The 20,000-nt window shown below is 67.2% G+C and carries 15 protein-coding genes; 4 read left to right on the top strand and 11 right to left on the bottom strand.

Annotated elements, in window-relative coordinates; genetic code table 11:
* Positions 1-165: 165 nt before the first annotated feature.
* The 3 genes from ACFQU1_RS01455 to ACFQU1_RS01445 form a co-directional block, all read right to left on the bottom strand.
* Positions 166-990 carry a sugar phosphate isomerase/epimerase family protein gene (locus ACFQU1_RS01455; RefSeq protein ID WP_378128491.1) on the bottom strand — a complete coding sequence of 275 codons (825 nt, stop codon included), beginning with the start codon at positions 988-990 and terminating at the stop codon, positions 166-168.
* 184 nt (positions 991-1,174) lie between these two features.
* Positions 1,175-2,362 (bottom strand): dihydrodipicolinate synthase family protein, encoded by a 1,188-nt coding sequence (locus ACFQU1_RS01450; protein WP_378128489.1) that lies wholly within the window; start codon positions 2,360-2,362, stop codon positions 1,175-1,177.
* Positions 2,363-2,367: 5 nt separating this feature from the next.
* The gene (locus tag ACFQU1_RS01445) at positions 2,368-3,528 is read right to left on the bottom strand and encodes a Gfo/Idh/MocA family protein (RefSeq protein WP_378128487.1); all 1,161 of its coding nucleotides are present in this window, start codon (positions 3,526-3,528) and stop codon (positions 2,368-2,370) included.
* Between the two features lie 287 nt (positions 3,529-3,815).
* Between ACFQU1_RS01445 and ACFQU1_RS01440 the strand changes: the two genes are divergently transcribed.
* From ACFQU1_RS01440 to ACFQU1_RS01430, 3 genes are all read left to right on the top strand, one after another.
* Positions 3,816-4,844, top strand: coding sequence for a hypothetical protein (locus ACFQU1_RS01440; RefSeq protein WP_378128485.1), 1,029 nt, complete (start codon positions 3,816-3,818; stop codon positions 4,842-4,844).
* Between the two features lie 61 nt (positions 4,845-4,905).
* Positions 4,906-7,149: a glycoside hydrolase family 3 N-terminal domain-containing protein gene (locus tag ACFQU1_RS01435; protein ID WP_378128483.1), complete on the top strand. Its 2,244-nt coding sequence runs from the start codon at positions 4,906-4,908 to the stop codon at positions 7,147-7,149.
* Between the two features lie 110 nt (positions 7,150-7,259).
* Positions 7,260-7,994: a TerC family protein gene (locus tag ACFQU1_RS01430; RefSeq protein ID WP_378128480.1), complete on the top strand. Its 735-nt coding sequence runs from the start codon at positions 7,260-7,262 to the stop codon at positions 7,992-7,994.
* A 42-nt stretch (positions 7,995-8,036) separates the two neighbouring features.
* Here the strand turns inward: ACFQU1_RS01430 and ACFQU1_RS01425 are convergent, their stop codons facing one another.
* The 8 genes from ACFQU1_RS01425 to ACFQU1_RS01390 all read right to left on the bottom strand — a co-directional run bounded on the left by ACFQU1_RS01425 (position 8,037) and on the right by ACFQU1_RS01390 (position 18,437).
* Positions 8,037-9,038 carry an NAD(P)H-quinone oxidoreductase gene (locus ACFQU1_RS01425; RefSeq protein WP_378128478.1) on the bottom strand — a complete coding sequence of 334 codons (1,002 nt, stop codon included), beginning with the start codon at positions 9,036-9,038 and terminating at the stop codon, positions 8,037-8,039.
* A gap of 105 nt (positions 9,039-9,143) precedes the next feature.
* Positions 9,144-10,799 (bottom strand): OFA family MFS transporter, encoded by a 1,656-nt coding sequence (locus tag ACFQU1_RS01420; RefSeq protein WP_378128476.1) that lies wholly within the window; start codon positions 10,797-10,799, stop codon positions 9,144-9,146.
* Positions 10,800-10,916: 117 nt separating this feature from the next.
* Positions 10,917-11,162 (bottom strand): formate dehydrogenase subunit delta, encoded by a 246-nt coding sequence (locus ACFQU1_RS01415; protein WP_378128474.1) that lies wholly within the window; start codon positions 11,160-11,162, stop codon positions 10,917-10,919.
* Between the two features lie 234 nt (positions 11,163-11,396).
* Complete coding sequence (fdhD, locus tag ACFQU1_RS01410; RefSeq protein WP_378128472.1) at positions 11,397-12,224, bottom strand: formate dehydrogenase accessory sulfurtransferase FdhD; 828 nt, start codon at positions 12,222-12,224, stop codon at positions 11,397-11,399.
* Between the two features lie 3 nt (positions 12,225-12,227).
* On the bottom strand, positions 12,228-15,107 hold the full coding sequence (gene fdhF, locus ACFQU1_RS01405; RefSeq protein ID WP_378128470.1) for a formate dehydrogenase subunit alpha: 2,880 nt from the start codon (positions 15,105-15,107) through the stop codon (positions 12,228-12,230).
* An 11-nt stretch (positions 15,108-15,118) separates the two neighbouring features.
* The gene (locus tag ACFQU1_RS01400; RefSeq protein WP_378128468.1) at positions 15,119-16,849 is read right to left on the bottom strand and encodes a formate dehydrogenase beta subunit; all 1,731 of its coding nucleotides are present in this window, start codon (positions 16,847-16,849) and stop codon (positions 15,119-15,121) included.
* Positions 16,846-17,352, bottom strand: a complete 507-nt coding sequence (locus ACFQU1_RS01395) for a formate dehydrogenase subunit gamma (RefSeq protein WP_378128466.1) — start codon at positions 17,350-17,352, stop codon at positions 16,846-16,848. The genes ACFQU1_RS01400 and ACFQU1_RS01395 overlap by 4 nt, the downstream gene beginning before the upstream one ends.
* A gap of 170 nt (positions 17,353-17,522) precedes the next feature.
* The gene (locus ACFQU1_RS01390) at positions 17,523-18,437 is read right to left on the bottom strand and encodes a LysR family transcriptional regulator (protein ID WP_378129711.1); all 915 of its coding nucleotides are present in this window, start codon (positions 18,435-18,437) and stop codon (positions 17,523-17,525) included.
* Between the two features lie 185 nt (positions 18,438-18,622).
* Between ACFQU1_RS01390 and ACFQU1_RS01385 the strand changes: the two genes are divergently transcribed.
* Positions 18,623-19,981: a malonyl-CoA decarboxylase gene (locus tag ACFQU1_RS01385; RefSeq protein WP_378128464.1), complete on the top strand. Its 1,359-nt coding sequence runs from the start codon at positions 18,623-18,625 to the stop codon at positions 19,979-19,981.
* Positions 19,982-20,000: the final 19 nt, after the last annotated feature.

The raw sequence follows: 20,000 nt of genomic DNA, 5'->3' as shown, positions 1-20,000 counted from the left end.
ATGCAACGAGGACGAGCCGTTTTCTAGCTGGATCGTAGCGGCTGCGGCGGAGCTGTCAAAGGGCCTGCGCTATTTGTCGCAATCGCGGCAGCAAATGCATGCGCGCCCGCGCCGAAGACAGCCGGGGGCGCCAATGGCGGATGTGGACAACTTGGCGGCAGCCGATCAACACACCGTGTGGAAGCGCTCGATGCAGGTGGTGAGCACCTCCTCGCCCGGTCGCTTCCACCAGTTTTCACTGGAAAAAATCTCGACTTCCTGGTGTCCGAGGAAGCCGGCCGCCTCGATCATGCGGCGAATGCCTTTGAGATCGATCACGCCGTCGCCCATCATGCCGCGGTCGAGCAGGAGATCCTTGGTCGGCACGAGCCAATCGCAGATGTGATGCGCCAGGATGCGTCCCGAGGCGCCGGCGCGGGCGATCTGCCGGGCGAGATCCGGATCCCACCAGACGTGATAGACATCGACCGCGACGCCGACCCCCTCGCCGAGGAGATCGCAGATGTCGAGCGCCTGGGCGAGCGTGTTCACGCAGGCCCGGTCCGCGGCATACATCGGATGGAGGGGCTCGATGGCGAGCGGCATGCCGGCGGCGCGGGCATGTGGCAGGATCGCGGCGATGCCGTCGGCGACCATCTCGCGGGCGTGGACGATGTCGCGCGAGCCCTGCGGCAGTCCGCCGACCACGAGGACGAGGCAGTCGGCGCGGAGCGCGCAGGCCTCGTCGATCGCCCGCTTGTTGTCGTCGATGGCGGCTGCCCGGCCCTCGGCATCGGCCGCCGGAAACATGCCGCCGCGGCAGAGCCCGGTGACCTTGAGATCGTTGGCGGCGACGATCCGCGCCGCCTCGTCGAGCCCGATCTTCGCGACCTGATCGCGCCAGGGGGCGATCGCCCGGATCCCCTGGGTGAGACAGGCCTCGACGGCCTGGCGCATGTCCCATTGCTGGCGGACGGTGGCGAGATTGATGGAGAGGCCCTCAACGGTCACGCGTGTTTCTCCCTAAGCGATAGAACTGCCTTCGCCTGCACCTCCCCGGTCATCCTGGAAAGCGCCGCGGGCGCTTGTCCGGGATCCAGAAACGACGGAGGTGAACGGTCATGCTCGACCGACGAACGGCATCGGTTCTAGATCCCGGGCACCTCGCGGCGCTCGGTCCCGGGATGACGAGGTCCTACTCCACACCGGCGACCGCAAGCACCTTCTTCATGCGCTGGGCCGCCAGGTCCGGATCCTTCAGGCAGCGCGCGGCATCGGCCAGGCGGAAGAGTTCGGCCAGATGCAGCACCGAGCGGGCGCTCTGCTGCCCGCCGATCATGGTGAAATGATCCTGCAGGCCGTTGAGATAGGCGAGGAAGACGACGCCCGTCTTATAGAAGCGGGTCGGCGCCTTGAAGATGTGGCGCGACAGCGGCACGGTCGGCGCGAGGATCGCGTGGAAGCCCGCCTCGTCGCCCGCCGCGAGCCGCGCGAGCCCGGCGGAAGCCGCCGGCGCGATGGCATCGAAGATGCCGAGGAGCGCGTCCGAATAGCCCTCACTATCGCCGGCGATGAGCTCGGCATAGTTGAAGTCGTCGCCCGTATACATGCGCACAGCCGTAGTGCTGTTGCCGGCCGCCAGCAGCCGACGCATGCGGATTTCCTTCTCGGCCGATAGAAGCGACATCTTGATGCCGTCGACCTTGTCCGCATGGGCGGCCATGATGTCGAAACAGGTTGTCATGGCGGCGTCGTGGTCGTTCGCGCCCCAATAGCCTTCGAGCGCCGGGTCGAACATCTCGCCGAGCCAGTGGATGATGACCGGCTCCTTCACCTGCGAGAGAACCCGGTCATAGACCCGGACATAGTCGTCGGGGCTCTTTGCCGCCTTGGCGAGCGCCCGGCTCGCCATGAGGATGATGCGCCCGCCCATCGCCTCGATGGTCTCGATCTGCTCCTCATAGGCGCGGATCACATCGTCGATCGTCACGTCCGGCGACGGCGCGAGATGGTCGGTGCCTGCGCCGCAGGCGATCAAGGCGCCCGGCCGTTCCTTGGCGGCGGCGAGCGCATGGCGGATGAGCGTCTGCGCGCCCGCCCAGTCGAGCCCCATGCCGCGCTGGGCCGTGTCCATGGCTTCCGCCACCCCGAAGCCGAGGTCCCAGAGATAGTGGCGGAAGGCGATGGTCTTGTCCCAGTCGACGGCGGTGTCGAGCCAGGGGTCGTTGTCGGCGAGAGGGTCGGCGACTACATGGGCGGCCGCATAGGCGACGCGGTTGAAGGCGGGCGCCTTGCCGTTGGCGGCAGGCGCGGGGAGCGGCGCGTTCTTGAGCACGTAGGTCTCGCGGCGGCCGCCGGTGGTGGGAAGGACAATGCTGGTCATGAGGGTCACACCTCCCGCGTGAGATCGGGCACGTCGAGCCAGCGCCGCTCGGCCCAGCTCTTCAGGCCGAGTTCGGCGAGCTGCACGCCTTTGACGCCTTCCATCAGGTCGTATTTCCAGGGCGTGTCGGCGACGACATGGCGGATGAAATCCTCCCACTGCGCCTTGAAGCCGTTGTCATAGACCTGGTTGTCGGGAACCTCGTCCCATTGCGCGTCGAACTGCATGGTCTGCGGCTGGTCGGGATTCCAGACCGGGCGCGGCGTGTTGACCCGATGCTGGGTGAAGCAGCGGGTGAGGCCGGCGACCGCCGAGCCATGGGTGCCGTCCACCTGGAAGGTGACGAGATCGTCGCGCTTCACGCGCACGGCCCAGGAGGAATTGATATGGGCGATGATGCCGCCTTCCAGCTCGAAGGTGGCATAGGCGGCGTCGTCGGCATCGGCCGTATAGGGCTTGCCCTCTTCGTCGATGCGCGTCGGGATATGCGTCGCGCCGAGGCAGCTCACCGCCTTCACCGCGCCGAAGAGGTTGTCGAGCACGTAGCGCCAGTGGCAGAGCATGTCGAGGATGATGCCGCCGCCGTCCTCCTTGCGGTAGTTCCAGCTCGGGCGCTGGGCCGGCTGGCCCCAGTCGCCCTCGAAGACCCAATAGCCGAACTCGCCGCGCACAGAGAGGATGCGGCCGAAGAAGCCTGCGTCCTTGAGCAGCTTGATCTTGCGCAGGCCGGGCAGAAAGAGCTTGTCCTGCACCACGCCGTTCTTGACGCCACGGGCGCGGGCAAGCTTGGCCACGGCGAGCGCGCCGTCCAGCGTGTCGGCGATTGGCTTCTCGCTGTAGACGTGCTTGCCCGCCTCGATGGCGCGCGTCAGAAGGCCCGCGCGCATGACGGTCGAGCCGGCGTCGAAGAACAGCGTGTCATTCGGATTGGCGAGGGCCGCGTCGAGATCCGTCGTCGTGCGCGTGATGCCGTGTTTCTTGGCAATCTCGGCGATCTTCTCGGCATTGCGGCCGACGAGGATGGGGTCGGGCATGACCCGGTCGCCATTAGGGAGGGCGACGCCGCCCTGCTCGCGGATCGCCACGATCGAGCGCACGAGATGCTGGTTGTAGCCCATGCGACCGGTGATGCCGTGCATGATGAGGCCGAGTTGACGGACCGCCATGGCGCTTCCTCTTGCTGCTGCCGCTTCGGGCAGGCGGTAAGTAACTATATAGTTACAAAGACACAGCCCTGGCGGTCCGTCAAGAGGGCTTGCGTCGCGCTTTGGATCTTGCCCGGCACGGGCTTTGCTTTGGCGATAACCGGGCCTATCCACAGCCGCCGCACAAAGGCGACGCGTTTTCGCAAAGGCTGTCGTTCTATCGCCGCAAACGTTGCCTAGGCGGGACGGCGATTGACAGGCGTGCGTGATTTGCGTCTCGCTTAAGCTCAGTTTGCGAAAGTTTGTCGATGCGTGATCTCTTCCGCCTCCCCCTCGCGCCTGCCCTCCTCTGCCTGATTGCGCTGCTTGGCGCACCGACGGCAGGCTGGGCCGAGAACGGCCGGGAAGTCGCCGTCGAGGTCAAGAATCTGAGCGAGCCGGAGCGCTGCGCGGAGAGAGACAATATCTACCTGCCCTTCCAGCAGCCGCAGGGTGGGCCGGTGGTGCGCAGCTTTCGCATCGAGATCCTGCATCCCGCCTATATCGGCACGCTCGCCGCGGACCGTCAGGCGCCGGACTGGGCGCAGTGCGACATGTCCGGTGATCCCACTTTCCTCGGCAAGCCGCGGCAGGCAGTGCTCGCCGAAACCGATCGCTTCCGCCTTGTCGGCTACAGCTATCCCTCGCTCTGGCGGCCCGACAGCGTGAAGCTCCACGTCGGCGGCAAGGCGGAGGCGGGCCTTCATCTCGTGCAGCTCTGGCTGAAGCAGGACGGCCATGCGGAAGAAGTGCTCGTGGTCTATCCGCAGGATGGTTATTGGCGTGGGCGTCCGCTGACGCCCCCCAACCTGAAGAACACCGCCTATGGCAGCTCCTTCCTCGTCGGGCCGGTCGAGATGGACGGGCGGCCGATCGTCGCCCTGAAGGACCTTTCCTTCGATGCCAAGACCGGCGCGTTCAAGCTCGACTTCACGCGTGGCGGCAGCGCGACCTTGGCGCTCAAAAGCATCGACCAGGAGAGGCTGCTGCTCAATGTCAGTTTCGATGCCGCGCCACCGGCCAATCAGCCTTTTGCGGCGCTGCGCTCCATGTATGTGACGGAGACGAATGCCGATGCGGCACGCGTCGCCTGGGTGGAGGCCGACGGCAAGGGTTGGGGCGAGGCGCCGGTCATGAGCTTTTCCGGCGGTGCGGCGCGCGAGTTCTGGCTCGGCCGGTCCCTGCCTTCGCGCCACAACACGAGCGCGCCGGACGTCACCTTCGGCCCGTTCCGCGCGACACCCGAGCCCGCCCAGCCCGTGCACGCGGCAGATGGGCGGCCGCAGATCGCGCGGTAGCCGTCCCAATGCCGGCATCTCGTCAAGCAGCCGCCGCTTTTGACAGCTAGTGGGCGGATCCATGTTCTCCTCCCGCTTCCGGCGCGCCGCGGCTCTGGCGCTTCTTCTCACCGCTGCCCTCACGGCTCGATCACTCGCCGCCGAACCGCCGGCCTCCCGCCGGGTCGAGGATCTCCTCGCGCGCATGACGGTGGAGGAGAAGGTCGGGCAGCTCACGCTCCTCTCGAGCGACCGCGCCGTCACCGGCCCCTATACGAGTCCGGGGGTCACGGATCTGCTCTCGAAGGGCGAGCTCGGCGGCCTCTTCAACATCTATGACGTCGCCTTCACGCGGCAGCTGCAGGAGATCGCCGTCCGGCGCACGCGGCTCGGCATCCCCCTCCTCTTCGGCTTCGATGTCCTGCACGGCCACCGCACCCTCTTCCCGATCCCGCTCGGTCAGGCGGCGAGCTTCGATCTCGACGCGATCCGCGGGGCGGAGCGCATCGCCGCAACCGAAGCGGCGGCGGCCGGGGTGAACTGGGTCTATGCGCCGATGCTCGATGTCACGCGCGACCCGCGCTGGGGACGGATCGCGGAAGGGGCCGGTGAATCGCCCTGGCTCGGCGCGAAAATCGCCGCGGCACGGGTCGCGGGATTTCAGGGCGACGATCTCGCCGCGCCCGATTCGGTCGCCGCCTGCGCCAAGCATTTCGGCGCCAATGGCGCGGTGGAAGCTGGCCGCGACTATACGGCGACCGAGATCTCGGAACGGGCGCTGCGCGACATCTATCTGCCGCCCTTCAGGGCGGCGGTCGCCGCCGGTATCCGCTGCGTCATGGCCTCCTTCAACACCTATGACGGCGTGCCCGGCATCGCCAACCGGCATCTGCTCACGGGTATTCTGCGCAGGGAATGGGACTTTCCCGGCGTCGTCGTCAGTGACTTCGGCGCTATCGAGGAGCTGACCATCCATGGCATCGCGGCCGATCGTGCCGCTGCCGCAAGCCGCGCGCTTACGGCTGGTGCGGATATCGAGATGCAGGGCTCCGCCTTCCGCGAGCTGCCCCAGCTCATCGCCCAAGGCAAAGTGCCGATGGCCGCGCTCGATGCGGCGGTGCGCCGGGTGCTGAGCCTGAAGGAAGCGCTCGGGCTTTTCGACGATCCCTTCGCCCGCATGAACGAGGAGCGCGAGCGCGCGGCCCTCACCGATCCCGCGCATCGCCAAGCTGCGCTCGATCTCGCCGAAAAATCCCTCGTCCTTCTCAAGAACGACGGCGACGTGCTGCCCTTCTCGCGCGACGTACGGCGCATCGCCGTCATCGGTCCGCTCGGCGACGACGAGGCCGATATGCTTGGCCCCTGGCCCGGCACCGGCAAGCCCGAGGAGGCGGTCACGGTTGCGCAGGGCCTGCGCCAGCTGCTCCCTGAGGCGAGCGTCGACGTGGTGCCGGCCGGCACGGTGACAGCGACATCGGCCTCGGAGCGGGAGGCTGCCGTGGAGGCTGCGCGCGCGGCCGACATGGTGGTGCTGGCGCTCGGCGAGAAGGGGACGATGAGCGGCGAGGCCGCGAGCCGCACCGACCTCCGCCTGCCGGGCGATCAGCTCGCGCTGGCACGCGCCGTGCTGGCGGTCGGCAAGCCGACGGCGGTCGTGCTCTTCCATGGCCGGCCCTTGGTGCTGACGGACCTGGCGGGGAGCGCGCCGGCCATTCTGGCAGCGTGGTTTCCCGGCACCATGGGCGGGCTCGCCATCGCCCGCACGCTCGTCGGGGACAACGAGCCGCGCGGGCGCCTACCCGTCACCTTTCCGCGCGCCGTCGGGCAGATCCCCATCCATCACGACCACCTGCCGACCGGCCGGCCGCCCACCAACCCGCCGCGGCCCTATACGGCGAGCTATCTCGACGAACCGACGAGCCCGCTCTTTCCCTTCGGCTATGGGCTGAGCTACACGCGTTTCTCCTTCGCCGCCCCCCGCCTCGCGACGACGACGCTGCCGAGTGGCGGCAAGCTCCCCGTCTCCGTCGACGTGACGAATACGGGCAAGCGTCGCGGCACGGCACTGGTCGAGCTCTACGTCAACCAGCCCGTTGCCGAGGTATCACGTCCGGTGGCGGAGCTGCGCGGCTTCCAGCACGTCGTGCTCGAGCCGGGCGAGACCAAGACGGCGACCTTGACGATCAGCGCGGAGGACCTCGCCTATTGGCACGGCGAGGGCGGCTCCAAGGCCGATCCCGGCAAGTTCCGCGTCATGACCGGCCCCGATGCCGAGCATCTACAGACGGTCGATTTCATCTACGAGGGTCTTGGCTCACAACCATAAGACACCATTTTCGGCGTTCTCCTCATCTTTCAGGTGAAATTGCGCGGGCAAGGGCCATATGATGCTCCGGCCCCGGCCGCTTCCCGTTGGACACCTCGAGGAGAGACCGCTTGGACTATCTCGTCACGCTCGCCGCCGATCCCGCGATCTGGGCGGCGCTCGCCACGCTCATCGCCATGGAGGTGGTGCTCGGCATCGACAACCTCCTCTTCATCTCCATTCTCACAAACAAGTTGCCTGAGCACCAGCAGTCGAGCGCACGGCGCATCGGCATCGGCCTTGCCCTCTTCCTGCGGCTCGCGCTTCTCGGCACGGTCGCCTTCATCGTCCAGCTCACCACGCCGATCTTCTCCGCGTTCGGCCATGGCTTTTCCTGGCGCGATCTCATCCTCATCGCCGGCGGCCTCTTCCTCGTATGGAAGGCGACGAAGGAGATCCACCACACCATCGATCCCGATCCCGGCTCGGACATGTTCGAGACGAAGAAGGCGACGATCGGCTATGGCGCGGCAATCGGACAGATTCTCCTGCTCGACCTCGTCTTCTCCATCGACAGCATCATCACCGCCGTCGGCATGACTGAGCATATCCCCATCATGGTGATCGCGGTGCTCGTGGCGGTCGCGGTCATGCTGCTCGCGGCTGACCCGCTCGCCCGCTTCATTCACAAGAACCCGACGATCGTGATGCTGGCGCTCGGCTTCCTGCTCATGATCGGCATGACGCTGATCGCCGAAGGCTTCGGCGCGCATGTGCCGAAGGGCTATATCTACGCCGCCATGGCCTTCTCGGCGGGCATCGAGGGGCTGAACATGCTGGCGCGGCGCCGACGCCGCAAAACCTGAGGACGGGCGGCGCCTCCGGCGATCCCGGCGGCGCCGCAACTCCTATCCTTCGTTCGTCAGCACGATCTTGCCGACATGGGCGCTCGTTTCCATGAGCGCATGCGCCTTGGCGGCTTCGGCGAGCGGAAAGGTCGCGTGGATCACCGGCTTCACGCGGCCTGCCGTGAGGAGCGGCCAGACCTTGGCTTCCAGGGACCGCGCGATCTCGCCCTTCTCCGCGACGGAGCGCGGCCTCAGGGTCGAGCCGGTCCAGGTGAGCCGTTTGGTCATCAGCTTGGTGAAATCGGCCTCGATTTTCGGGCCGCCCATCCAGGCGATCTGGACGAGCCGGCCCTCGATGGCGAGCGCATCGAGATTGCGCGGCGTATAGCTGCCGCCGACCATGTCGAGGATGAGATCCACGCCGCGCCCTTCGGTCGCCTCCTTCACGCGCGCGACGAAATCCTCCTCGCGGTAGTTGATGGCGATGTCCGCGCCGAGGTCGCGGCAGGCCGCGCATTTCTCGGCCGAGCCGGCCGTCGCGAAGACGCGCGCGCCGAAGGCCGCCGCGAGCTGGATCGCCGTGGTGCCGATGCCGCTCGTGCCGCCGTGGACGAGAAAGCTCTCGCCGGCCTCGAGGCGTCCGCGATCGAAGACATTGGTCCAGACGGTGAAGAAGGTCTCGGGGAGGGCAGCCGCCTCGACAAAGGAGAGACCTTCCGGCACCGGTAGCACCTGCGGCTCCGGCGCCAGGCAGTAGTCGGCATAGCCACCGCCCGCGACCAGCGCGCAGACCGCATCGCCCGGCTTGTAGCGCTCGGCGCCCGGCCCGACCGCAGCGACCCTGCCGGCGCATTCGAGGCCGGGAATGTCGGGCGCGCCGGGCGGCGGCGGATAGAGGCCCTTGCGCTGCATGACATCGGGCCGGTTGATGCCGGCCGCCGCTACCTTGATGAGAACCTCGCCGGGGCCGGGCTGCGGCAGGGGACGCTCAATGGGCTTCAGCACTTCGGGCGGGCCGGCGCCGTCGATGGCGATCACCGTCATGGTGTCGGGCAGGGGCATGGTCGCTACGCTCTCGCATGAAATGAGAGGGGCGGTCTCGCCGCCCCTCTGCAATTCTGCGCCAGCGCCCGGCCTGTGCGCAACCGATGGCTTGCCGCGGTCCCCTTACTGGAACAGCACGATCGCGCTGCGCAGCGTGATCCATACGCCCCAGAGGATCGGCAGGCCCACCACGAGCCAGGCGAGCACCGCCGGCGCGTCGAGACCGCCCCGCCCGATGCCGAAGGAGCCGCTCGGCCCCCCCGCCGCGGCCGCCGTCTTGGCCTGAAGCGCCGCAACCTCCTCCTCGGACATGTACCATTTGTCCGCCAGCGGCTTGACGAGCAGGTTTGCGATGAAGCCCAGGGCCAGCATTCCGGCGAGGATATACATGGTGAAGTCATAGACCAGATCGCGCGGCACGCCGGCGGCGATCTGGGCCTCGCGGATATAGTTGACCACCACGGGGCCGATGATGCCCGCCGTCCCCCAGGCGGTGAGCAGCCGGCCGTGAATGGCACCCACGAACTGCGTGCCGAAGATATCGGCGAGATAGGCCGGCACCGTCGCGAAGCCGCCGCCGTACATCGATACGATGATGCCGACCATAAGGACGAAGAGCGCCTGGCTGCCGAGATGGGCTGCCGTGGGCACGAGCGCATAGAGCACGATGCCGAGCAGGAAGAAGGTGTAGTAGGTCGTCTTGCGGCCGATGCGGTCCGACAGCGACGCCCAGAAGAACCGGCCGCCGATGTTGAAGAGCGACAGAAGTCCGGTGAAGCCCGCGGCGATCGCCGCGATCATCGTGCGCTGTTCGGGCGTCAGGGATGTGAAGGAGACGCCCGGCTGGCCGATGAGCGAGCCGCCGAAGATCTCCTGAAGCATGGGAGAGGCCATGCCGATGACGCCGATGCCGGCGGAGACATTGAGGCAGAGCACCGCCCAGATGAGCCAGAACTGTTTCGTCTTATGCGCATCGCGCAGATGCACGTGGCGCGTGGTGATCATCGCCTTGGCGGCGGTCGGCTGCGTCCAGCCCTCGGGCCGCCAGCCGGCCGGCGGAATGCGATAGCCGAAGGCGCCGCCCATCATGAAGACGAAATAGATCGCCGCCATGGTGAGGAAGGTCTCCCAAACGCCGATCGAGGTCGGCGTGCGATAGGCGTTCATGAGCATGTTGGCGAGCGGCGCGCCGATCATCGCGCCGCCGCCGAAGCCCATGATGGCCATGCCGGTCGCCATGCCGCGCCTATCCGGAAACCATTTGATGAGGGTCGAGACTGGCGAGATATAGCCCAGGCCGAGCCCGATGCCGCCGATGACGCCGGCCCCCAGCCACATCAGCCAGAGCTGATGGATCATGACGCCGACGGCGGCGACCGCGATGCCGCCGCACCAGCAGAGGGCCGCGACAACGCCGGCCTTGCGCGGGCCGACCCGCTCGAGCCAGCCGCCCCAGATTGCCGCCGAACAGCCGAGCAGCACGAAGAACAGCGTGTAGATCCAGCCGAGATCGGCGACCCGCCAATCGCAGGAGGTCGTGAAGAGCGCCGTCAACAGGTTGAGGTCGGCACAGGTCGCGGATTGCGTGATGCCGACGGCGCGCGTCAGCGGCAGCCAGAAGACGCTGAAGCCATAGGCCATGCCGATGCACAGGTGAATGGCAAGCGCGGCGGGTGGTGCGAGCCAGCGGTTGAAGCCGGGCTTCGCGACGATGCGTTCCCTGTCCAGAAGGCCGCCGCCGAATTGGGCTTCCCCAGCAGTCTGATCCATGGATGCCATAGACAATCTCCCCCTACGCGTGCTCTTCGGCGCGCGTGTTCAACAGGTCGCGTGAACGCAGCGGCCAGGCCGCTTCAGATACTGAGACTTACGTGAGATACGCGGACTACTCGGCGCTCAAGACTGGGGCGTGCTGGCCACGCTCTTCTCGACTGGACGGGGCAGGAGATCGACGGCTTCAGCGGCGACCGGATCGAGCCCCGTAACACCTGCCGCACGCAGGGCGATGATCTCCGCCCGCATGCGCGGTTCCCAAAACTTGACCAGATGGTCGGCCGTCGCCGCAGGGGCGTGCCCGACGTCCTGGGTCTTGAAGAAGATGGCGATCTGGTTCGCCATGCGCACGAGGGTTTCAGGCGACATGGCGATTCCTCGCTTGAAAAGAACGCAGTCGGCAATGGGCAGTGGGCCGTCGGGTTTTTACCTCCCCCTTGAGGGGGGAGGTCGACATGGCGCTAGCCGTGTCGGGAGGGGGTGATTGCCCCTTATCGGGCTGCGCTACGGTCACCCCGCCCCGCCGGGCCTGTGGCCCGACGACCCTCCCCCTCGAGGGGAGGGTCGCGGGAAGGATCACGACCAGACCGGCAGACGCGCGCGTCATGCACTTGCTCTCCGGTCGGCATGGGGAAAGGCGATGCGCTCGGGGCGGGTTGCGACCTCGAAGCCGTCATCGCGGGCGACGACGGCGAGCGTCAGCCCGCAGGCCTCGGCCGTGCGCACGGCGAGCGCCGTCGGCGCGGAGACCGCAACGAGCACGGGTACGCCCATGATCGCTGTTTTCTGGACCATTTCGATCGAGAGTCGACTTGTGACGATGATGAAGCCGGCCGCGGCATCCATCCGTGCGCGGGCCACGGCGCCGACGAGCTTGTCGAGGGCGTTGTGCCGCCCAACGTCTTCGCGCACCAACGGCTCCGGGCCGTCCGGTCCGACGAAGGCGGCCGCATGCACCGCGCGCGTCTCGCGGTTCAGCACCTGTAAGGGCGGCAGGCGGCGCAGGGCGGCCGCGATCTCGGCGGCCGGGATGGGGCGGCCCGCCGGAACCTTCGGCAGATCGCGCATCGCCTCGGCGAGGCTTTCGATGCCGCAAAGACCGCAGCCGACGGGCCCGGCCATGGCGCGGCGGCGCGCCTTGAGCGCCTCGCCGCGTTGGCCCGCGAGCCGCATCTGCACGTCCGTGCCGAGATCGGTGGTGATTACCTCGATCGTCTCGATGTCGGAGGCTGCCGCAACGATGCCCTCTGTCAAGCTGAAGCCGATGGCGAAGTCTTCGAGGTCCTGCGGCGTCGCCATCATGACGGCCTGGGTCGTGCCGTCATAGGTGAGGGCGACGGCGGTTTCCTCGGCGAGCGCCCGCCGCCCGGCCGTGACCACACCGTCGCGCCAGATGGTGACCGGCAGATCCTCAGTGGGACGAGCCGCCATCGCTCACTCCGCGGCGTCGAGATGGGCGGCGATGCGCCGGCTCTGGGCCGCCTGTTCGCGATAGCGTTCCTGCCACTCGCTCGGACCGTTCGAGGGCGCGACCTGCACGGCGGTCACCTTGTATTCCGGGCAGTTGGTGGCCCAGTCGGAATACTCGCTGGTCACCACATTCGCCTGGGTCATCGGGTGATGGAAGGTGGTGTAGACAACGCCGGGCGCCACCCGATCTGTGATGCGGGCCCTCAAGGTCGTCTCGCCGGCGCGGCTTGCGAGCCGCACCCAATCACCATCCCGCAGGCCGCGGTTCTCCGCGTCATGCGGATGGATTTCGAGCACGTCCTCGTCATGCCAGACCACATTGGCGGTGCGCCGCGTCTGCGCGCCGACATTATACTGGCTGAGGATGCGACCGGTGGTGAGCAGCAGCGGGAAGCGCGGGCCGGTCTTCTCGTCGGTCGGCACATATTCGGTGACCATGAAGAGGCCCTGGCCGCGCACGAAGCCCGCGGAATGCATCACGGGCGTGCCTTCCGGCGCCTTCTCGTTGCAGGGCCACTGCACAGAGCCGAGCGCATCGAGCTTTTCATAGTTTACCCCGGCGAAGCTCGGCGTCGTCGCCGCGATCTCGTCCATGATCTCGCTCGGGTGGGTGTAGCTCCAGCTGAGCCCCATCGCCTGGGCGAGACGCTGGGTCACCTCCCAGTCGGCATAGCCGTTCTTCGGCGTCATCACCTTGCGGACGCGCTGGATGCGCCGCTCGGCATTGGTGAAGGTGCCGTCCTTCTCGAGGAAGGTCGAGCCCGGCAGGAAGACATGGGCGTAATTGGCCGTCTCGTTCAGGAAGAGGTCGTGAACGACGAGGCATTCCATGGCCGAGAGGCCGGCTGCCACATGGGCCGTGTTGGGATCCGACTGCAGGATGTCCTCGCCCTGGACGTAGAGGCCCTTGAAGGAGCCGTCGACCGCCGCGTCGAACATATTGGGGATGCGCAGCCCCGGCTCCTTGTCGAGCGTGACGCCCCAGAGCTTCTCGAAGATGTCGCGGGTCGCGTCCTCGGAGATGTGGCGGTAGCCCGGCAGCTCATGCGGGAAGGAGCCCATGTCGCAGGAGCCCTGGACATTGTTCTGCCCGCGGAGCGGATTGACGCCGACACCTTCCCGGCCGAGGTTGCCGGTCGCCATGGCGAGATTGGCAATCGCCATCACGGTGGTCGTGCCCTGGCTGTGCTCGGTCACGCCGAGGCCGTAATAGATCGCCGCATTGCCGCCGGTCGCATAAAGCCGCGCCGCCTGCCGGATCGTGTCCGCCGGGACGCCGGAGACCTTCTCGACCTCCTCCGGGCTGTTGCGCTCCTCGGCGACGAAAGCCGCCCAGTGCTCGAAGGCGCTCCAGTCGCAGCGCTCGCGCACGAAGGCCTCGTTCACGAGCCCTTCCGTCACGACGACGTGGGCGAGCGCCGTCAGCACGGCAACATTGGTGCCGGGCTTCAGCGCCAGATGATGGGCCGCCTCCACATGCGGCGTGCGCACGAGGTCGATGCGGCGCGGGTCGACGACGATGAGCTCGGCGCCCTCGCGCAGGCGCTTCTTGAGGCGCGAGGCAAAGACGGGGTGGCCATCGGTCGGGTTGGCGCCGATGACCATCACCACGTCGCTATGCTCGACCGAATCGAAATCCTGCGTGCCGGCCGAGGTACCGAAGGTGGTCTTCAGGCCGTAGCCGGTCGGTGAATGGCAGACGCGGGCGCAGGTATCGACATTGTTGTTGCCGAAGCCCTGCCGCACCAGCTTCTGCACGAGATAGGTCTCCTCGTTCGTGCAGCGCGAGGAAGTAATACCGCCGACGGCGCCTTTGCCATAGGTCGACTGGATGCGCGCGAATTCGCGCGCCACATGGCCGAGCGCCTCATCCCAGGTCACCTCCCGCCAGGGATCGGTGATCTTCTCGCGGATCATCGGGTTGAGGATGCGGTCCTTGTGGGTCGCATAGCCCCAGGCGAAGCGGCCCTTGACGCAGGAATGGCCGCGGTTGGCCTTGCCATCCTTGTAGGGCACCATGCGCACGACTTCCTCGCCGCGCATCTCGGCCTTGAAGGTGCAGCCGACGCCGCAATAGGCGCAGGTGGTGACCACCGAATGCTCGGGCTGGCCGATCTCGATCACCGATTTCTCGGTGAGAGTCGCCGTCGGGCAGGCCTGCACGCAGGCGCCGCAGGACACGCATTCCGAGCCGAGGAAGCTCTCGTGCATGCCGGGCGAGACGCGGCTGTCGAAACCGCGGCCCTCGATCGTCAGGGCGAAGGTGCCCTGCACCTCCTCGCAAGCGCGCACGCAACGCGAGCAGACGATGCATTTGGCGGGATCATAGGTGAAATAGGGGTTCGACTCGTCCTTCGGCAGGAAGCGGTCGTTCGCCTCGCCCGCCCGGCTCTGGAAGACGTGGTTCTCGCCCTCGTAGCCGTAGCGCACCTCGCGCAGGCCGACAGCGCCGGCGACGTCCTGCAATTCGCAGTCGCCGTTGGCGGCGCAGGTCAGACAGTCGAGCGGGTGGTCGGAGATATAGAGCTCCATTACCCCCTTGCGGATCTGCTTCAGCCGCTCGGTCTGGGTGCGCACCACCATGCCCTCCGTCACCGGGGTGGTGCAGGAGGCGGGTGTGCCGCGCACGCCGTCGATCTCGACGAGACACATGCGGCAGGAGCCGAAGGCATCCACCATGTCGGTCGCGCAGAGCTTCGGGATCTGCGTGCCCCCTTCCATGGCGGCGCGCATGATGGAGGTGCCGGCCGGAACGTCGACGGTCTGGCCGTCGATGGTGAGGCGCACGGTCGTCTCGGCTTTCGAGGCGGGCGTGCCGTAGTCGATTTCATGGACGAGAGACATCGTGGGTCTCCTCATTCGGCGGCTTCGGCGTGCGGACGCGCAAGGCCGAAGTCTTCCGGGAAATGGGTGAGCGCGCTCATCACGGGATAGGGCGTGAAGCCGCCTAGGGCGCAGAGCGAGCCGAACTTCAGGGTCTGGCAGAGGTCGGTGAGCAGCGCCGCATTGGCCTCACGCTCCACACCGGCGATGATCTTGTCGACCACCTCGACGCCGCGGGTCGAGCCGATGCGGCAGGGCGTGCATTTCCCGCAGCTCTCGATGGCGCAGAACTCCATGGCGAAACGTGCCTGCCGCGCCATCTGCACGCTGTCGTCGAAGACGACGATGCCGCCGTGGCCGATGAGGCCGTCGCGAGCGGCGAAGGCCTCATAGTCGAAGGGCGTGTCGAAGAGCGCCGGCGGGAAATAGGCGCCGAGCGGCCCGCCGACCTGCACGGCCTTCACCGGCCGGCCGGTGAAGGTGCCGCCGCCGATGTCCTCGACGAGTTCGCCCAAGGTCAAGCCGAAGCCCGCCTCGAACAGCCCGGCATGCTTGATATTGCCGGCGAGCTGGACCGCCATGGTGCCGCGCGAGCGGCCGAAGCCGATGGCCGCATAGGCTTCCGCACCCTTCGCCAGGATGAAGGGAAGGGAGGCGAGTGTGAGGATGTTGTTGACGACCGTGGGGGCGCCGAAGAGGCCCTTGAGCGCCGGTACCGGTGGCTTCGCCCTGACTTGGCCGCGCTTGCCCTCCAGCGACTCGAGGAGCGCCGTCTCCTCGCCGCAGACATAGGAGCCGGCGCCGACCCTGAGCTCGAGCTCGAAGGCGCGGCCGGAACCCAGGACGTCCGGCCCGAGGAGCCCTGCCCGGCGGGCGTTCGCGATCGCCTTCGCCATCACCGCATTGGCATGCGGATATTCCGAGCGCGAATAGATGTAGCCTTTGGTGGCGCCCACGGCCACGCCGGCGATCGCCATGCCCTCGATGATGGCGAAGGGGTCACCTTCCATCAGCATGCGGTCGGCGAAGGTGCCGCTGTCGCCCTCATCCGCATTGGCGACGATGAATTTGCGTTCACCGGGCGCGCCGAGCACCGTCTTCCATTTGATGCCGGTGGGAAAGCCCGCGCCGCCGCGGCCGCGCAGGCCCGATTGCGTCACCCGGTCGACGACCTCTGCCGGGGTCAGCGCGATTGCCGCCTGGAGCCCCTCTAAGCCGCCATTGGCGCGGTAATCGTCTAAGGAGAGCGGATCGGTGATGCCGCAGCGGGCAAAGGCAAACCGCGTCTGGCGCTTGAGGAAGGGGATCTCCTCGGTCGGGCCGAGATAGAGAGGGATCGAGGTTATATCCAGCGGTGGCCGCTTCTCACCTCTCCCCGTCGGGGAGAGGTCGGTCGCGAAGCGACCGGGTGAGGGGGACTGGACTCGCTGAACGGAATGAGCCCCCTCACCCTGTCCCTCTCCCCGCCGGGGAGAGGGAACGAAAGTCTTCGATGCGAGCGCTTCCTCGCCAAGCCCAGACTCGGCTAGCGCCTCAAGCAAGCCCGGCACATCGCCCGGCGTCAACGGGCCGAAGGCGATGCGCCCTTCCGGCATCTCCACCTCGACCAGCGGCTCCAGCCAATAGAGCCCGCGCGAGCCGTTGCGGATGATCGTGACGTCCAGGCCGTGGGTCGCGGCTTGCTGGGCGAGCGCGCGAGCGACTTCATCCGCGCCGACGGCGAGCGCGCCGGAATCACCGGGAACGAAAATCCGTACCATCACGCCAACTCCCGGACGATGGCGCGGACGCCGTCCTCGTCGAGGCGGCCGACCACCCGGCCATCGACCATGGCCGAAGGTGCGCAGGCGCAAAGCCCGAGGCAATAAACCGGTTCGAGCGTCACCGAGCCGTCGGCCGCGGTCTCGCCGATCAGGGTGCCGCAAGCCTCCTCGAAGGCGCGGGCCACCCGGTCGGACCCCATGGACTGGCATGCCTCCGCCTGGCAGACCTTGACGACATGGCGGCCGGCCGGCTCGGCGCGGAAGTCGTGATAGAAGGTCACCACCCCGTGGATCTCGGCGCGCGAGCGGTTGAGCACCTCGGCGATGATCGGCACGGCCCCACGCGGCACATGGCCGAACGCCTCCTGCACCGCGTGCAGAAGGGGCAGCGTCGCGCCGTCCAAATCCTTGAAGCGCTCGGCAATGGTACGAACCTCGCGGTCCACATCCCGGCCGAGTACCTCGGCATTGTCAGCGCCGTATGGAGCGCTTGCCTCCGGCATCCGCAATCCTCATGCGATTTATTATGGTTCGACCCTGCGGCACAGCCAAGGGGTGATCAAGCGGGTGTAACCTATGCTGCAATAGAACAATTCTATTATACGGCAGCCAATGCAACGCGATCGGCAATGAATGCAACGCATTTCTGAGGCAGCGGGGCGGCCCCGCGCCATCACGCCATGGCTTCGTCGGGCTCGTCGTCGAGGTTGCGGGCCATGATTTCAGCCTGCCGGACAAGGGCGGCGGTCAGGGGCGTCATCGGCTCGCGATGGGGAACGACGAGGCCGACGGTATGCGCCAAGGCCGGCCCGGTAATGGGAATGGAGCGGATCGTCTCCGGCAATCCGAGCGTCGCAGCGAGTCTCGCCGGCATGATGCTCGCCCATTTGCCGGTACGTACATGGGCGAAGAGCACGATGATCGAATCGGATTCGAGCGTGGGCGAGGGCATGGTCCCGGCCGCCTGCAAAAGCCGGTCGAGGATGCGCCGGTTCTGCATGTCGGGCGTCAGCAGGCAAAGCGGCAATTCGCCGACCTCGGCCCAGGTCACCTTGTCGCGATCGCCCAGCGGCGCGTCGGGCGCGGTCAAGAGCCGGTAGCGCTCGCGATAGAGCGGCACGCTCGTCACCTTCCCGAGCGGCTCGTTGTCGAGATAGGTGAGGCCGGCGTCGATCTCGAGATTTTCGAGAAGCCCCAGGATGCCGGTGGAGGTGCGCGACAGGACTGTGAAATTCACCCGCGGGTGCAGCGCCCGGTAGGGCGTCGTCAGCATGGACACCATCGCGAGCGCGGTGGGAATGGCGGCGAGCCTGAGATGGCCGACCAGGCCCTGCTTGAGCGTCTCGATCTCCTGGCGCATGGCGCGTGAATCGGCGACGAGCCGGCGCGCCCATTCCAGCACGCGCTCGCCCTCCGGCGTGAAGCCCTGGAAGCGCGAGCCGCGATGCACGAGCAGCACGCCGAGGTCGTCCTCCAGCTGCTTCAAGCCCGCGGAGAGGGTCGGCTGCGTCACGCCGCAGGAATCGGCTGCATGCCCGAAATGCCGCTCACGCGCGAGCGCCAGCAGGAATTCGAGCTTGTTCAGCATGTCCATGGGCGGCTCCCCCGACGCATCCCGCGGTGCGAGGTGGACCATAGTGCAGACGGGGAGCGGGCACGCAACCAGCGCCGCCGGCACCGGTCATCCAGTTTTCGCTGACATCAGCCCATCCTTCCGCCAAGATCAGCGTTCGGGATAGCGCTGCCGGATCACGACCACCTGCGAGGACAGTCATGGCGACATCGTTCTTCAACGACCTCCTGCAGACGCTGACCGAAAGGGGGCGCTCGCTGCTCCGCCTGCCGCGCGAGCCTGCAAACGGCGATCTCACCCTTCTCGCCGAACAGCTGCTCTCGGAAAAGGGCGAGGCGTCCGGGGTCGCCTTGGCCGAGACATTGCTCGCGAGCTATGCGGCGGCGACCGAGACAAAACGGCTCGCCTTCCTCAAGCTGCTCGCCGACCGCTTCGGCGCCGACCGCGCGAAGCTCGACAGGGCGTTGGAGGCTTACCGTGCCGATCCCGACGACGAGGACGCCATCCGCGCCCTGCACGACGCGGCCGAGGCGCGCCGGCAAGAACTCATCCGCCGGCTCAATCTCGCGCCGGGCGGGACGGCATCGCTCGTCAAGATGCGGGAAGACCTCCTCGCCCATCTCCGTGAGGAGTCTGCGCTGAAATCGGTCGATGCCGATTTCCGCCACCTCTTCTCGTCCTGGTTCAACCGGGGCTTTCTCGTGTTGCGCTCGATCGACTGGAATACGCCCGCCCATATCCTGGAGAAGATCATCCGCTACGAGGCGGTGCATGCGATCAGCGACTGGGAGGAGCTGCGCGGACGGCTGGAGCCGGAGGATCGCCGCTGCTTCGCCTTCTTCCACCCGCAGCTCGGCGACGAGCCGCTCATCTTCGTCGAAGTGGCGCTGACCCGCGAGATCCCGGGCGCGGTGGCGCCGCTCCTCGCCTCCAAGCGCCAGCCCATCCGCGCGCAAGAAGCGACGACGGCGGTGTTCTATTCCATCTCCAACACGCAGAAGGGGCTGACGGCCGTTTCTTTCGGCCATTTCCTCATCAAGCAGGTGGCGCAGGACCTGAAACGCGAACTGCCGAATCTGAGAAGCTTCGTGACGCTCTCGCCCGTGCCGGGCTTTGCGGCCTGGCTCGCGGCCGAACGCCAGGTCGAGTTGTCGGACGCCCTCGACGACGAGGACAAGGCGGCGCTCACGCTGCTGGACGATCCCGATTGGCATCTCAATCCGGAGAAGACGGCCCACATCCGCCGGCCGCTGCTCGGCGCCGCGGCCTATTACTTCGTCAAGGCCAAAACCCGGCGCGGCACGCCGGTCGACCCGGTGGCGCGTTTCCACCTCGGCAATGGCGCGCGGCTGGAGCGCCTCAATTTCCTCGGCGATCCCTCGCCCAAGGGCCTCGCCCAGGCGCATGGGCTGATGGTCAACTATCTCTATGCCCTTGACGATATCGAGGCGAACCACGAAGCCTATGCACGCGCTGGCGAAGTCATCGCCGCGGCTTCTGTTCGCCGAGCTCTCAGAGGCGACCGGACGCAGCGGGTGCTCGCCGCGCTGCCAGAATAACAAGCCTCCGGGAGTGAGT

This window comes from Chelatococcus sp. GCM10030263, assembly GCF_042666455.1.
Lineage (GTDB): Bacteria > Pseudomonadota > Alphaproteobacteria > Rhizobiales > Beijerinckiaceae > Chelatococcus.
Note: the sequence above shows the minus strand (reverse complement) of the source record. Positions and strands in the feature narration are given on the sequence as shown.